18 protein-coding genes are annotated in these 13839 nt (G+C 61.5%); 13 read left to right on the top strand and 5 right to left on the bottom strand.

The genetic code is table 11. The features are described from left to right. Positions 1-3 precede the first annotated feature (3 nt). Positions 4-669, top strand: coding sequence for a CoA transferase subunit B (locus tag HNO86_RS28235; protein ID WP_175380219.1), 666 nt, complete (start codon positions 4-6; stop codon positions 667-669). 11 nt (positions 670-680) lie between these two features. After that, positions 681-1862 (top strand): acetyl-CoA C-acetyltransferase, encoded by a 1182-nt coding sequence (locus HNO86_RS28240; RefSeq protein WP_175380220.1) that lies wholly within the window; start codon positions 681-683, stop codon positions 1860-1862. A 127-nt stretch (positions 1863-1989) separates the two neighbouring features. On the opposite strand, the gene HNO86_RS28245 is transcribed toward HNO86_RS28240, so the two are convergent. Beyond that, on the bottom strand, positions 1990-3309 hold the full coding sequence (locus HNO86_RS28245; RefSeq protein ID WP_175380221.1) for an Nramp family divalent metal transporter: 1320 nt from the start codon (positions 3307-3309) through the stop codon (positions 1990-1992). 275 nt (positions 3310-3584) lie between these two features. Here HNO86_RS28245 and HNO86_RS28250 point away from each other — a divergent pair, with 275 nt between their 5' ends. The 9 genes from HNO86_RS28250 (at position 3585) to HNO86_RS28290 (ending at position 8371) form a co-directional block, all read left to right on the top strand. Beyond that, a complete protein-coding gene (locus tag HNO86_RS28250) occupies positions 3585-4361 on the top strand; it encodes a hypothetical protein (RefSeq protein WP_175380222.1) in 777 nt (258 codons plus the stop codon). Positions 4362-4471: 110 nt separating this feature from the next. Continuing rightward, positions 4472-5143, top strand: coding sequence for a glutathione S-transferase family protein (locus tag HNO86_RS28255; RefSeq protein WP_175380223.1), 672 nt, complete (start codon positions 4472-4474; stop codon positions 5141-5143). Positions 5144-5174: 31 nt separating this feature from the next. Next, a complete protein-coding gene (locus HNO86_RS28260) occupies positions 5175-5501 on the top strand; it encodes a putative quinol monooxygenase (RefSeq protein ID WP_175380224.1) in 327 nt (108 codons plus the stop codon). 243 nt (positions 5502-5744) lie between these two features. Next, positions 5745-5936, top strand: a complete 192-nt coding sequence (locus tag HNO86_RS28265; RefSeq protein WP_175380225.1) for an antitoxin — start codon at positions 5745-5747, stop codon at positions 5934-5936. Continuing rightward, on the top strand, positions 5926-6201 hold the full coding sequence (locus HNO86_RS28270; protein ID WP_175380226.1) for a type II toxin-antitoxin system RelE/ParE family toxin: 276 nt from the start codon (positions 5926-5928) through the stop codon (positions 6199-6201). The genes HNO86_RS28265 and HNO86_RS28270 overlap by 11 nt, the downstream gene beginning before the upstream one ends. A 52-nt stretch (positions 6202-6253) precedes the next feature. Then, a complete protein-coding gene (locus HNO86_RS30395) occupies positions 6254-6457 on the top strand; it encodes a hypothetical protein (RefSeq protein WP_256672819.1) in 204 nt (67 codons plus the stop codon). A gap of 317 nt (positions 6458-6774) precedes the next feature. Next, complete coding sequence (locus HNO86_RS28280) at positions 6775-7233, top strand: antitoxin Xre/MbcA/ParS toxin-binding domain-containing protein (protein WP_175380227.1); 459 nt, start codon at positions 6775-6777, stop codon at positions 7231-7233. Further along, positions 7230-7718, top strand: coding sequence for an RES family NAD+ phosphorylase (locus tag HNO86_RS28285; RefSeq protein ID WP_175380228.1), 489 nt, complete (start codon positions 7230-7232; stop codon positions 7716-7718). Before HNO86_RS28280 ends, HNO86_RS28285 begins: the two co-directional genes overlap by 4 nt. An 89-nt stretch (positions 7719-7807) precedes the next feature. Then, on the top strand, positions 7808-8371 hold the full coding sequence (locus tag HNO86_RS28290; protein WP_175380229.1) for a hypothetical protein: 564 nt from the start codon (positions 7808-7810) through the stop codon (positions 8369-8371). Between the two features lie 3 nt (positions 8372-8374). Here the strand turns inward: HNO86_RS28290 and HNO86_RS28295 are convergent, their stop codons facing one another. From HNO86_RS28295 to HNO86_RS28305, 3 genes are all read right to left on the bottom strand, one after another. Further along, positions 8375-9091: an alpha/beta hydrolase gene (locus tag HNO86_RS28295; RefSeq protein WP_175380230.1), complete on the bottom strand. Its 717-nt coding sequence runs from the start codon at positions 9089-9091 to the stop codon at positions 8375-8377. A 128-nt stretch (positions 9092-9219) separates the two neighbouring features. Beyond that, complete coding sequence (locus HNO86_RS28300; protein ID WP_175380231.1) at positions 9220-10332, bottom strand: M14 family metallopeptidase; 1113 nt, start codon at positions 10330-10332, stop codon at positions 9220-9222. A 121-nt stretch (positions 10333-10453) separates the two neighbouring features. Beyond that, complete coding sequence (locus HNO86_RS28305; RefSeq protein WP_110967502.1) at positions 10454-11233, bottom strand: ABC transporter substrate-binding protein; 780 nt, start codon at positions 11231-11233, stop codon at positions 10454-10456. A 310-nt stretch (positions 11234-11543) separates the two neighbouring features. Here HNO86_RS28305 and HNO86_RS28310 point away from each other — a divergent pair, with 310 nt between their 5' ends. Next, positions 11544-12185, top strand: coding sequence for a type 1 glutamine amidotransferase (locus HNO86_RS28310; protein ID WP_175380232.1), 642 nt, complete (start codon positions 11544-11546; stop codon positions 12183-12185). 70 nt (positions 12186-12255) lie between these two features. On the opposite strand, the gene HNO86_RS28315 is transcribed toward HNO86_RS28310, so the two are convergent. Then, on the bottom strand, positions 12256-12684 hold the full coding sequence (locus HNO86_RS28315; protein ID WP_175380233.1) for a rhodanese-like domain-containing protein: 429 nt from the start codon (positions 12682-12684) through the stop codon (positions 12256-12258). A 101-nt stretch (positions 12685-12785) separates the two neighbouring features. Between HNO86_RS28315 and ftrA the strand changes: the two genes are divergently transcribed. Beyond that, a complete protein-coding gene (ftrA, locus tag HNO86_RS28320) occupies positions 12786-13760 on the top strand; it encodes a transcriptional regulator FtrA (RefSeq protein WP_175380234.1) in 975 nt (324 codons plus the stop codon). The last annotated feature ends 79 nt before the right edge of the window (positions 13761-13839 follow it).

The raw sequence follows: 13839 nt of genomic DNA on the forward strand, positions 1-13839 counted from the left end.
ACAATGGCACTTTCCCGCGAACAAATGGCTCAGCGCGTCGCCCGCGAACTGCAGGACGGCTTCTACGTGAACCTGGGCATCGGCATTCCGACCCTGGTCGCCAACTACATCCCCGAAGGCATGGAAGTCATGCTGCAATCGGAAAACGGCCTGCTGGGCATGGGTCCGTTCCCGACCGAAGACACCATCGATGCCGACATGATCAACGCCGGCAAGCAAACCGTGACCGCGCGCATCGGCGCGTCGATCTTCTCCTCGGCCGAATCCTTCGCGATGATTCGCGGCGGCCATGTCGACCTGACCGTGCTGGGCGCCTTTGAAGTGGATGTGCAAGGCAACATCGCTTCGTGGATGATCCCCGGCAAGCTGGTCAAGGGCATGGGCGGCGCGATGGACCTGGTGGCCGGCGCGGAAAACATCATCGTGATCATGACCCACGCGTCCAAGGACGGTGAGTCCAAGCTGCTGTCTCAGTGCAGCCTGCCGCTGACCGGCGCCGGCTGCATCAAGCGCGTGCTGACGGACCTGGCGTACCTGGAAATCGAAAACGGCGCGTTCATTCTCAAGGAGCGTGCACCGGGTGTCAGCGTCGAGGAGATCGTCGCCAAAACCGCCGGTAAACTGATCGTGCCGGACCACGTTCCGGAAATGCAGTTCGCCGCCCAGTGAGGAATGATTCCATGCAAGAAGTCGTGATTGTTGCCGCCACGCGTACCGCGATCGGCAGCTTCCAGGGTTCCCTGGCCAATGTGTCCGCGGTGGACCTTGGCGCTGCGGTGATCCGTCAGTTGCTGGCGCAAACCGGCCTGAACCCGGCCGAAGTCGATGAAGTGATCATGGGCCAGGTGTTGACCGCCGGCGCCGGGCAGAACCCTGCGCGCCAGGCCTCGATCAAGGCCGGGCTGCCGGTCGCCGTGCCGGCCATGACCCTGAACAAGGTCTGCGGCTCGGGTCTCAAGGCCCTGCACCTGGCCACCCAGGCCATCCGTTGCGGCGACGCCGACGTGATCATCGCCGGCGGCCAGGAAAGCATGAGCCTGGCCAACTACGTGATTCCCGGCGCCCGCACCGGCCTGCGCATGGGCCACTCGCAGATCGTCGACACCATGATCAGCGATGGCCTGTGGGATGCGTTCAACGATTACCACATGGGCATCACCGCCGAAAACCTGGTGGATAAATACGGCATCACCCGCGAACAGCAGGATGCCTTCGCCGCCGCTTCGCAGCAAAAAGCCACGGCCGCCATCGAAGCAGGGCGTTTTGCCGATGAGATCACGCCGATCCTGATTCCGCAGCGCAAGGGCGATCCGCTGTCCTTCGCCACCGACGAGCAACCACGGGCCGGCACCACCGCCGAATCCCTGGGCAAGCTCAAGCCGGCCTTCAAGAAGGACGGCTCGGTGACCGCCGGCAACGCCTCGTCGCTCAACGACGGTGCCGCCGCCGTGATCCTGATGAGCGCGGACAAGGCCAAGGCCCTTGGTCTGCCAGTCCTGGCAAAAATTGCTGGCTACGCCAATGCCGGCGTGGACCCGGCGATCATGGGCATCGGCCCGGTATCGGCCACGCGCCGTTGCCTGGACAAGGCCGGCTGGTCGATCGACCAGCTTGAGCTGATTGAGGCCAATGAAGCCTTCGCCGCACAATCGCTGGCCGTGGCCAAGGACCTGGAATGGGATCTGGACAAGGTCAACGTCAACGGCGGCGCCATCGCCCTCGGCCACCCCATCGGTGCCTCGGGCTGCCGCGTGCTGGTGACGCTGCTGCATGAAATGATCAAGCGTGACGCCAAGAAAGGCCTGGCCACACTGTGCATCGGTGGTGGTCAGGGCGTGGCTTTGGCGATCGAGCGAGCGTAAAGCGTTCAACAGACTGCGCGGGGACCCACGAAGAGCCGTCGCAGGCTGGAAAAACACCCGGTGCACCTTTGGTGACACCGGGTTCTTTTTTGTCTCCCTGTAGGAGCTGCCGCAGGGGGTCAGCGGTTCAACCCAGGAACTGCAGGATCAACCAGGCATTGGCCCCGCTGATCACCACGAACACCCCCCACGCCAGCAGCCGCGTCGGCAGGCGGTTCACAAACACGCCCATGAGCTTTTGATCGTTAGTCATGCGAATCAGCGGATACAGCGCGAACGGCAGTTGCAGACTCAGCACCACCTGACTCAACACCAGCAACTTGCCCACCGCATCATCCCCCATCAGCCAGACACCGATGAACGCCGGGATCAGCGCCAGTCCGCGGGTGATCAGGCGCCGTTGCCAGCAGGGCAATCGAAGATTCAGGAAGCCCTCCATGATCACCTGGCCGGCGATGGTGCCGGTGAAGGTCGAACTCTGTCCCGAGGCCAGCAGCGCAACGCCAAACAGAATGCTGGCCAGCGCCCCGCCCACCAACGGATCGAGCAAGTGATAGGCGTCCTGGATGTCGACCACGTCGGTGTGCCCGGTCTTGTGAAACGCGGCGGCCGCGAGGATCAGGATCGCCGCATTGACCAGCAGCGCCAGGGCCAGGGAGCCGATGGTGTCGATGCGCGCCAGCTTCACCGCGTCCTGTTTGCTGGCCTGGTCCTTGCCGATCAGGCGGGTCTGGACGATCGAGGTGTGCAGGTAGAGGTTATGCGGCATCACCGTGGCGCCGAGAATGCCGATGGCCAGGTACAGCGGCGCGGCATCGGCGATGGCCGACAGTGACGGGGTGAAGCCCTGGGCGACATCCGGCCAGAACGGTTTGATCAGCAGCAGTTCGACGAAGAAACACGCGCCGATGGTGGCGACCAGCACCAGCATGATTGCTTCCAGACGGCGGAAGCCGCGGTTTTGCAGGGCCAATACCAGCAAGGTGTCGAACGCGGTCAGGGCGATGCCGAAGGTCAGCGAGCAACCCAGCAGCAGATGGAACGCCAGGGCGCAGCCGAGCACTTCGGCGAGGTCGGTGGCGATGATCGATATCTCCGCCAGCGCCCACTGGGTGCGCGCCGTGCGTGTGCTGTAGCGCTCGCGGCACAGTTGCGCCAGATCGCGCCCGGTGGCGATGCCCAGCCGCGAACACAAGCACTGCACCACCATCCCCGCCAGGCTCGCCAGCAGCACCACGAACAGCAGGCTGTAGCCAAACCGCGACCCGGCCTCGATGGCCGTCGCCCAGTTGCCCGGGTCCATGTAGCCGATGGACACCAGCAAGCCGGGCCCGGCGAAGCGCAGGACACGTTTGAAAAATGACGCACGGGGATCGACGGCAACACTGCCCGCGACTTCCGGCGGGCAGAACGGTGCGGTACCGACTTTGGGCAAACTGAATTTCACGCGGTGGTCCATCAACAGGTGGGGAGGTGGCCAGATTAGACGGTTCGGAGCGGGTGTAACACCCTATGTATCGGCTATTGACTCACACACCTGCAGGAGCACGGCTTGCCGGCGAAAGCGGTGTGTCAGGCAGCCAATGACTCAGAGGGCTGACGTCTTCGCGAGCAAGCTTCGCTCCTGCAGAGAGATTTTTGTATACAAAACAATGAAACCTTTGGAGCAATTGATCGCTCGCAATGTTAACGTTGAGCTCTGACACAAATGGAGACATACGCGTGCTGATGCTCAAACTGCTGGTGATTCCGGGTTTCCTGCTGCTGATTTCCCTGGCGGGCAAGCGCTGGGGGCCGAGCGTGGCGGGCTGGTTGTCGGGGTTGCCGGTGGTGGTCGGGCCGATTCTGTTTTTCCTCGCCATCGAACAGGGCGAAATGTTCGCGGCGCAATCGGCACTGGCGGCGCTGTCGGCGATGTTCGCGATGATTTCCTTCTGCGTGACCTACGCCCAGGTCGCGCAACGCACCGGATGGCCGCTGGCGCTGACGGTTTCGCTGTCGGTGTGGGCGCTGGTCGCCGTGGTGCTGTCGCTGATCCCGCCGTCGCTGACGGTCTCGGTAATCGCCGCCGCCACCGCCCTGCTGGCCTCGCCCTATCTGTTCCCCTCGGTTCAACCGATTTCGTCCGGCCCGACGCCCAAGTCCGACAAATTGCTGCTGCGCATGGTCGCCGGTGCCCTGCTGACCCTGGCCGTAACCTTGCTCGCCAGCACCGTCGGCGATCGCTGGAGCGGACTGCTCGCCGTGTTCCCGGTGCTGGGCAGCGTGATGGCGGTGTTCTCCCAGCAGACTCGAGGACCTGCGTTTACCGCCGCCCTGCTACGTGCAACCGCCACCGGCATGTACTCGTTCTCGGCGTTCTGCCTGGTGCTGGCATTGGCGCTGCCGAGCATGGGCATGAGCGCTTTTGTGCTTGGCGTAGCGGTGTCCGTGGCGATGCTCGGCGTGACCAAACGCCTCCTGGCCCGCCCTGCACCGTCGATGGCCAAGGCTCAATGACTCATTCGATCATTTCGCACGAGTAGCCCAACAACTCCGTACGTCAATCGAACAGGTTTCCCTCAACATCAGCCTCAGTTCCTACCCCACTACTGACTGAGGCCCACACCATGAAATTCTTTTTCCACCCTTCGCCTAACCCGATGAAAGTCGCCCTGCTGCTCGAAGAACTGCAAACGCCCTACGAGCTGATCGGCGTCGACACCTTCAAGGGCGAGCAGCACCTGCCGGCCTTCCTGGCCATCAACCCGAACGCCAAGGTGCCGGCGCTGGTCGACGGCGACGCCACGGTGTTCGACTCCCAGGCGATCCTGCTGCACCTGGCGCAAAAGCATCAGCGCTTCCTGCCGACCAGCGCCGCCGGCAACGCCGAACTGCTGTCGTGGCTGATGTTCATCGCCACCGGCCTGTCGCCCTTCTCCGGCCAGGCCGTGCACTTCCTGCATCACGCGCCGGAAGATTTGCCCTACGCTAAAAACCGCTATTTCAAGGAAGTCGAACGCCACTATCGCGTGCTCGACCAGCGTCTTTCCGAGCATCAATACCTGGCCGGCGATAGCTACAGCATTGCCGACATGGCTCTCTGGGGCTGGGCCAACTACGCGCCGTACATCCTCGGCGAGAACGGTCTGGCGGCCTACCCGAACGTCAAGCGCCTGTTCGACGAAATCAGCGCCCGCCCGGCCGCTCAACGTGCCCTGGGCCTGAAAGAAAAACTGGTGCTCAAAGCCGAATTCGACGAAGAAACCCGTCGCAACCTGTTCCCGCAAAACCAGGCGTAATCCACAGCTTCGCGCATTGCCAGGTGATGAAATGAGTGAACAAATCGCGTTTATCGTCTATCTGCCGTCCAAGCCTGAACGCTTCGCCGAAACCCGCGAACGCCTGCTGGACGTCGTGCACCAGATGTCGGCCGAGCCTGACTTCGTCAACACCTGGGTGCACCAGCTCCAGGATGATCCGTACACGCTGGTGCTGTACGAAACCTGGAACTGCAGCAAGGAAGATTTCATCGCCCGTCACCTGAGCAAGCCCTATCGCCAGGAATACGAGCGGCTGCTGCCGGAGCTGCTGGCCAGCGAACGCCGGATCGAGTTTCTGGACGTGATCAAGAGCTATCCGGTGCGGCGAGAAGTGTGATTGCACGAGCCCAGGTGACGAGGAAGTTTCTCTCGTCACTTGGGCTTTGTGTTTTTTGAGGTCCTACAAAGGCGGGCGAATGGCTAGAAATCGAGGATTTTTCCCACAGTTTTTTCGGGTTGGTCGTCGGAAGCGGGATGTCTAGGATTCGATTTGTGGCTTGACCGACCTGCTTCATCCCAGCGGAGGCGACAGCACGCCACATCCCCATTAGACTCTTGCACATTGATCCTGGAGATCACGATGAGTACCCCGCTTTCCCCCATGGTTTCCGAGTTCGAAACGGAAGAACAGGCCGCCAGCTACGATCGCTGGTTCCGCGCCAAGGTGCAGGCTTCGCTGGATGATCCGCGACCCAGCATCCCTCACGATCAAGTGATGGCTGAAATGAGAGTCCTTCTGGAGGCACTGCGCGACAAGCGCAATGCCGGTTGAGTGGAGGCCCGAGGCGCGGGCTGAACTACGAAAAATCCTGACTTACATTGGCGGTCTCAATTCCAGAGCAGCAATCGAGCTGTTCCAAAGCATTGAAATCGCTACATCTGCCCTCCTTGAGCATCCCTATCTCTATCGGCCGGGCCGAGTACCTGGAACAAGGGAGATCGTCGTGCACCCCAATTATCTGGTGATTTACCAGATTACGGATCAAATCGAGGTTGTCAGTGTTGTACATGCAAGACAGGAATACCCATCAACCTGAAGATCCATGACCATCCGTTAGCCCACGCTGGAACACATCAAACCGCCACGGGATGATCGCCCCCCATCGCGCAACCATCCCTGGAGATTCCGAATGTCTCGTCGCAAATGCGCTGCCGAGCAACAATGGCGCAAGCGGCACCAGCAAGCCCTATTGCCAGGAATACGAGCGGCTGCTGCCGGAGCTGCTGGCCAGCGAACGCCGGATCGAGTTTCTGGACGTGATCAAGCGTTATCCGGTGCGGCGGGAGGTTTGATTGCACGAGCCCAGGTGACGAGGAAGTTTCTCTCGTCACCTGGGCTTTGTGTTTTTTGAGGTCCTACAAAGGCGGACAAATGGCCAAAAATCGAGGATTTGTCCCACAGGATTTTCCGGTTGGCCGTCGGAAGCTCGAGGCGTAGCGTCAACGTTCCAAATCAAGCAACAGAAGGCCCCAACCAGCACCCCGGAAGCTCGACCTCATACGTCAAGGATCGACCGTTGTGGCGCAGTACGCTGTTCTAAAACGCTAATTGCCAAGCGCGCGACAGGTGATGTCATGATCACGTCACATGTCGCATGGAGGTGATCGGTATGCCCGCAGTGACCGAGACGAAGAGCGTCGCCAGAAAGCCGACCGAGGTGTTGTTACGAGGCCGCAGAGGTGAGACGCGCATGACAATCATCCGATACACGCAGGAAGGCTTTGACCTCAACGACGTCAGGGAAATGCTCTCCACGTCAACGTTGTACATGGAGTACGGCCTCGTCCAACGCATAACGGGCAAATCCCTCAGGACAGTCCAGCGCCTGGCAAAGGGAACCAGACCGGTTCGACTGAACGAGCAGCAGAGCACCATGGCGTTTCAGTACGCGCGGGCTCTGGAACATGCCAGTGAGGTTTTCGGCAGCCAGCAGTTGGCGGAAGACTGGCTGAAGAAACCTTGCAAATACCTGGACGGAAATGTCCCGCTGGAACTGGTCGGCAATTCGCTGGGTTTTCAGGCAGTGGAGGATTATCTGACCGCAATCGAGCACGGGGTCTATCAATGACCCCTTTGCCCTGGGACGGGAAATGGCATGCATGGCGCCTGGATCGCCAGGTCTTCAAGGAAACCTGGGACAGCGGTCTGGGCTCACGGCAAACCGGTGGTCGATGGAGCCCACCCGGACGCCGGGGTATCTACGCTTCGGCCGATCCATCCACCGCCATCCTTGAGGTCGCAGCGCACACCGGCTTCGATAGCCTGGACCGGGTGCCTTACGTTTTGACCTGTTTCGAAATCATCGACGCCCGCCTCATCAAGGTTATCCAGCCAGAGGACGTTCCCAACCCCAACTGGCTTGTACCGTCCCTACCCTCGCCCAATCAGCAGCAGTTCGCAGATGAATTGCTGACCGAACATCCTTTCGTGTTAATCCCGTCCGCGGTTACCCGCCATTCATGGAATCTGCTCGTGAGCTGCGATTTGGCCGCAAGCCACTTCAGGCTGGTTTCCCAAGAGCGTTTTGGTCTCGATACCCGATTGATCAAGTGAACCGCTCCATCCGTAAGCCCACGCTGGAACACATCAAACCTCCATGGGATGATCGCCCCCCATCGCGCAACCATCCCTGGAGATTCCGAATGTCACTGTTGAGTAAAAAAGCCGTTGCCCTGCTGCTGGCGGCGACTGCCACTTTGGGGGCTCTGAATGTGCAGGCGGCGGCCAAGGCCAAGGAGGCGCCGGTGCAGAAGGTCTCGATGCTCGACGGCAAATTCACCTTCACCCTGCCCAAGGGCTTCGTCGCCAATGCGCTGCCGAGCAACAATGGCGCGAGCGGCACCATGTACGCCAACGAGACCACCAAGACGGTGGTGATCGCCGCGCAGAACAGTCTGCCGGAAGGCACCACGGTCAAGGACAACGACGGCGCCTTTCTCGATGGCACCGTGGCCGACTTCGATGCGGCGCAGCGCAAGGCATTGCCCGACTACAACAAACTCAGCGAAAAGAGTCTGACCCTCAAAGGTAGCGGCCTGGGTGTGCGTCAGGTCGACAGCACCGCCACCCAGGGCGGCGGCATGACCCTCAACACCACGCTGATGGCCGCCTCCGGCACCCACATGACGGTGATTCAGGTCATTTCCCGCCCTGGCGACATGGCGGCCCACGAGACGCTGATCAAGCAGATCGTCAGCGGCAAATAGGTTTCAGGGATTGAGGCGTTGCAACCAGGCGCTCAAGTCCTGAAGCTCTTCGGCACTGATGTTGTGACCGACACCCTGATAGGCGTGAAACTCCGGTTCCAGTGACACGCTCTGCAACAGGCTGTTGGCTTCGGTGCCGTCGCTGAACGGCAGACGTTTGTCCGCTGTGCCATGACCGATGAAGATCGCCAGCGACTGGCGTTTTTCATCCGGTCTCAATTCGGATCTGAGCACCGGCAGAATTCGTCCGCTCAAGGCGGCGATCCCACCCACCGCTTCGGGATGGCGCAGCGCAACTTCGTAGGACATGATCGCGCCCTGGCTGAATCCCACCAGATATACCTTGTCAGGGTCGGTGTGATATTTCTGCGCGGCCTTTGCGATGAAGTCCAGCAGCAACTGGCCGCTGGTCTTCAGATCATCGGTCTCTCCGTTGTAGGCACCCTCGCCCTTCTTGCGAAACCACTGATAACTGCCCTCCTCCAGCACCATCGGCGCCCGCACCGACAGATAGGTGTAGGACGCGGGCAGTTCATCCTTCATGCCGAACAGATCCTGCTCGTTACTGCCGTAACCGTGGAGGAAAATCACCAGGGGCTGGTCGCGGGAATCGGGGGTGGTCTGCTCGAGGTACTTGAGCGGCAGATCGGTTTGCAGCGGGGTTTGGGCGTGGACAGCGGCGGACGCCAGCAGCGTGAGCAGAGCAAGAAACTTCAGCATGGGCCTTCCTTCACAGTGCGCAGGATTCGGGACTGAGCCTAACACCTCTCAGCGCCGATGCGCTGCTGTCTGATCGTTCCCACGCTTCGCGTGGGAATGCCGCAAGGAACGCTCCGCGTTCCTGCGGATCAATCGTTGATCAGTTTGCCCGCCCGAATCGGCTGACGCCCCGCCACTTTCGCCTGCCACGTCCCCGGCTGGGTATAGCGCCCGCGATCGATCGCAAACAGCACGCCGCTGGTACCCGCCCGCACGGTGGTGATCTTGTCGCTCAGCGGGTCGACCACTTCGAACAGGGCATCACCCTTCTCCACCCAATCACCGGCCTGGCGCAGGAAGCTGACCACGCCGTGGTGCGGTGCGAAGAGATACTCGGTGCCCTCGAACGGCATGCCTTCGCAGCACTCCTGCGGCGCTGCTGGCCAGTCACCCGCAATGAATCCCTGTTCGGCGAGAAAACCCAGAATCGCTTCGCAGTTGGCCTGGGCCTGATCGACGCGGGTGTCGCCCATGCTGCCCAGCTCCAGGGTGGTTGCCAGGTTGGCCGGTGGAATCGCAGCGTTGGGGAACGCGCGGGCCAGGCGCAGCCATGGCGAGGAGCAGGACTCGTCGAAGGAACTGCCACCGGAGTCCTCGCACAGCAATGCCACGCCGGCTTTCAGGCGCGCTGCCAGGGACTGCCATTGCGGCCAGTGCTGGGGCAAGGCGTAGACGTGGATCGCCGCATCGAAATCGCAATGCAGGTCAAGAGTGATGTCGGCGTCGCAGGCATGGCGCAGCAACAGGCGATGCATGGCTTCCAGCTGTGAGGCCGGAGCTGGCAGATCGTCGAGCACCTGGCCCATGGTCTGGCGGATCAGCGTTATGTTGGCCTCGGCATCGCTGCCCAGGCGATCACCGATCAACTGCCCCACCGGGGCGCTGAGCTCGACGAATGCGCGATTGAAGTTCTTGCCACTGCCGAGCTCGAAACGGCCCATGTGGCTGCCTTGCAGATGCTGGTCGAGACCGATGGGGTTGGCCACCGGCACCAGCTCGATCACGCCTTGCAACTGGCCCTGGCTTTCCAGCTCGGCCAGGCGTTTTTTCAGTTCCCAGGCGGTACGCATGCCGGGCAGTTCATCGGCGTGCAGGCTGGCCTGGATGTAGACCTTGCGAGTGCCGCTGCCGTAGCGAAATACGCTGAGGGTGCGCTCGGTGCCCAGATGGCTCCAGGGCAGAGGATGGTCGATGCGTTGCATGGGGAGAGAGCTCCTGAGCTTGCTGTAGGAGCTGTCGAGTGAAACGAGGCTGCGATCTTTCGACCTTGAAGAGCAAGATCAAAAGATCGCAGCCTGCGGCAGCTCCTACACCTAAGGTGTATTAATGCCCGTACACGTCAAAGTTGAAGTACTTGTCCTGCACTTGCTTGTACTTGCCGTTGGCGCGGATTTCGGTGATGGCGGTGTTGAATTTGTCCGCCAGTTCCTTGTCGCCCTTGCGCACGGCGATGCCGGCGCCGCCGCCGAAGTATTTCGGGTCTTCATAGGTCGGACCTACGAAAGCGAAGCCTTTACCGGCGTCGGTCTTCAGGAAACCTTCGTCCAGGTTGACCGAGTCAGCCAGCAGCGCGTCGATGCGGCCGGAGACCATGTCCAGGTTGGCTTCCTGCTGGGAGCCGTAACGCACCAGCTCGATACCGGCCGGGACCAGTACGTCGGTGGCGAAGCGGTCGTGGGTACTGGCGCGCAGCACACCGACTTTCTTGCCCTTGAGCTCGGTCAGCGGATCCTTGATGTCGGTGCCTTCCTTCATCACGAAACGCGCCGGGGTGTGGTAGTACTTGATGGTGAAATCGACGTTCTTCTTGCGGTCGTCAGTGATGGTCATGGACGACAGGATGGCGTCGATCTTCTTGACCTTCAGGGCCGGGATCAAGCCGTCAAACTCTTGCTCGACCCAGGTGCACTTCACTTTCATCTGCTCGCACAGCGCGTCACCGATATCGACGTCGAAACCGGTGAGTTTGCCGTCAGGGGTTTTCATCGAGAACGGTGGGTAACCGGCCTCGATACCGATGCGGATCGGCTTGGCGTCGTCGGCCACGGCGGTCAGGGACAACATCGACAGTGCCAGGGCACCGAACATCACTAGCTTCTTCATTTATAACTCCTGTGTACGGAGGCTTTTTGTTGGCAGCTTTATAAACAACTTTCGGCCGTTTGCTTGTGGCGGGTAGGACCGAAGAGGCCGGCAGTCTAGAGCGGCTGGTGCGGGGTAAATTATTCTGACGCGACAAATACGTACAGAAACTGGCCGGATCCGCGATATCCATTCCCGTGTATCAGTCGAACCCGATTTTCAGAAAAGACCTACACGCAATCGAGCATATTCCGACTGAAGAGTCGCGCTGGCGAGGGGCCGCTTTTTGCTGCACATTGACTGCCCGCCTGCCCACGCAAGAGTAGCCCCCATGCCCGAGTTGAACCTGATCCAGCACCACCCCGCCGAGGGTCCCAGCGCCATTGCCCTGTGGGCGGCTTCCCGCGGGCTGACGCTGAATGTTTTCCGCGCCGACCTGGGTGAGTTGCCCGGGGCCAGTGCAGCACCGGCGATTGTCTTGGGCGGGCCCTATGAGTCCAATGGCGGGCCGGCATGGCTGCAAGCCGAGCGTCAGTGGCTGGCGAGCAGCCTGGAACAAGGCGCGGCGGTGTTCGCCATCTGCCTGGGCGCGCAGTTGCTGGCGCTGAGCCTGGGCGGCAATGTGCGGCGCATGGCGCGGACCGAAACCGGCTGGACCGAGGTGAGGTTCAGCGATGGTCAGGCGCTGAACGTGCTGGAGTGGCACGAGGACGCCATCGATCTGCCGCCGGGCGCGCAATTGCTGGCCAGCAGCAAGCAGTGTGAACAGCAGATGTATCGCGTGGGACCGACGCGGGTGGGGTTGCAGTTTCATCCGGAGTGGAATGCGCAGTCGGTGGCCGTGTTGAACGAGCATTTTGCCGAGGAGTCGCCGCTGCCTCGCGGGGAGCAGGATGGTGCGGCGCATGCTGCGGTTTTTGAGTGGTTGCAGGGGGCGCTGGATGGGTGGTGGGCGGCCTCAGCGGTTCGCTGATCCCACGATGAAGTCCTTTGTGGTGAGGGGTTTTATCCCCTCACCACAGTTGAACAGTGTTGACCGAAATTCAGCATTCGCAACCAATGGCGGCTTTTGCTGGCAGCGCGACACTCAGCTCGAACCCCTCATCCAGCCACCCCGTCACGCCGCCGATCATCTCCTTGACCGGATACCCAAGCGCCGCCAGCCGCACCGCGGCCTTGTTCGCGCCATTACAGTGCGGACCTGCGCAATAGACCACGAATAGGCTGTTCTTCGGGTAATCCGCCAGGGCTTCGGCGATGAGCATTCGCCGTGGAATGTTGATCGCGCCGGGCACATGCCCGCGATCGAACGCCAAAGGCCCGCGCACGTCGATCAGGACAAAATCCACTTCACCCGCCTGCTGGCTGCCATGGACGTCAGAACAATCGGTTTCGAAAGTCAGGCGGTTGCTGAAATGCATCAGGGCGATGGCGGATGGAGCGGCAGGGATTTCGCGAACCAGGCTGGTCATGGGTGTTTCTCCTGAAGGTCGTTGGGTGTGAACAGACTTTATCCGTGCGCCACTTGCCGCTACAGTGGCGGACAAGACACTCACCGGGAACTTTCCGCCAAATGCACTCTGCCCCTGGATTGGTCGCGATTCTGGCCTACGACGGCCTCTGCACCTTCGAGTTCGGCATCGCCGTCGAGATCTTCGGCCTGGCGCGGCCGGAGTTCGAGTTTCCCTGGTACGAACACCAGATCGTCGCCGTCGACCAGGGTCCGATGCGCGCCATGGGCGGCATCCAGGTGTTGGCCGATGGCGGCCTGGAACTGCTCGAACAAGCCCGGACCATCATCATCCCCGGCTGGCGCGACCGTAACGCAGCGGTACCCGAGGCGCTGATCAAAGCCCTGCGTCAGGCCCATGCCCAGGGTGCGCGATTGCTGTCGATCTGCTCGGGGGTATTCGTGCTGGCGGCCACCGGCCTGCTCGACGGGCACGGCGCCACCACGCACTGGCGCTACACCACGGAACTGGCGGAACGTTTCCCCAACATCCAGGTGGACCCGGATGTGTTGTATGTCGATTCGGGCCAATTGATCACCTCGGCCGGCAGCGCTGCCGGCATCGACGCCTGCCTGCACCTGGTGGCGCGGGATTTCGGTACCCAGGTGGCCAACGCCGTGGCGCGGCGCCTGGTGATGTCGCCGCAGCGCACCGGTGGCCAGGCGCAGTTCATTCCCAAGCCGGTCAGTCCTACACCGCGCAGCGATCTTTCCCGCGTGATGCAGTGGGCACGGGAGCGTTTGCATGAACCGCTGGAGGTGCGTGATCTGGCCAGTGAAGCGGCGATGAGCGAGCGCACGTTTCTGCGCAGGTTCACCGAGGCCAGCGGCCAGTCACCCAAGAGCTGGTTGCAGCATGAACGCCTGGGGCGGGCCCGGGAGTTGCTGGAAAGTACCGACCAGAACACCGAGCAGATTGCCGAGCGTTGTGGTTATCGGTCGGTGGAGAGTTTTCGGGTGGCGTTTCGCAGTGTGGTCGGGGTGCCACCCTCGGTGTATCGGGAGCGGTTTGGGCGCGGGGTCAAGGCCATTTCCTGAGGTGTTTTTGAGGGCCCCTTCGCGGGCAAGCCTCGCTCCTACAGGGGGTACGCTGAACCAGTTGGTGCGGGGCGGGGCC

Source organism: Pseudomonas sp. C1C7 (assembly GCF_013359595.1).
Classification (GTDB): Bacteria; Pseudomonadota; Gammaproteobacteria; order Pseudomonadales; family Pseudomonadaceae; genus Aquipseudomonas.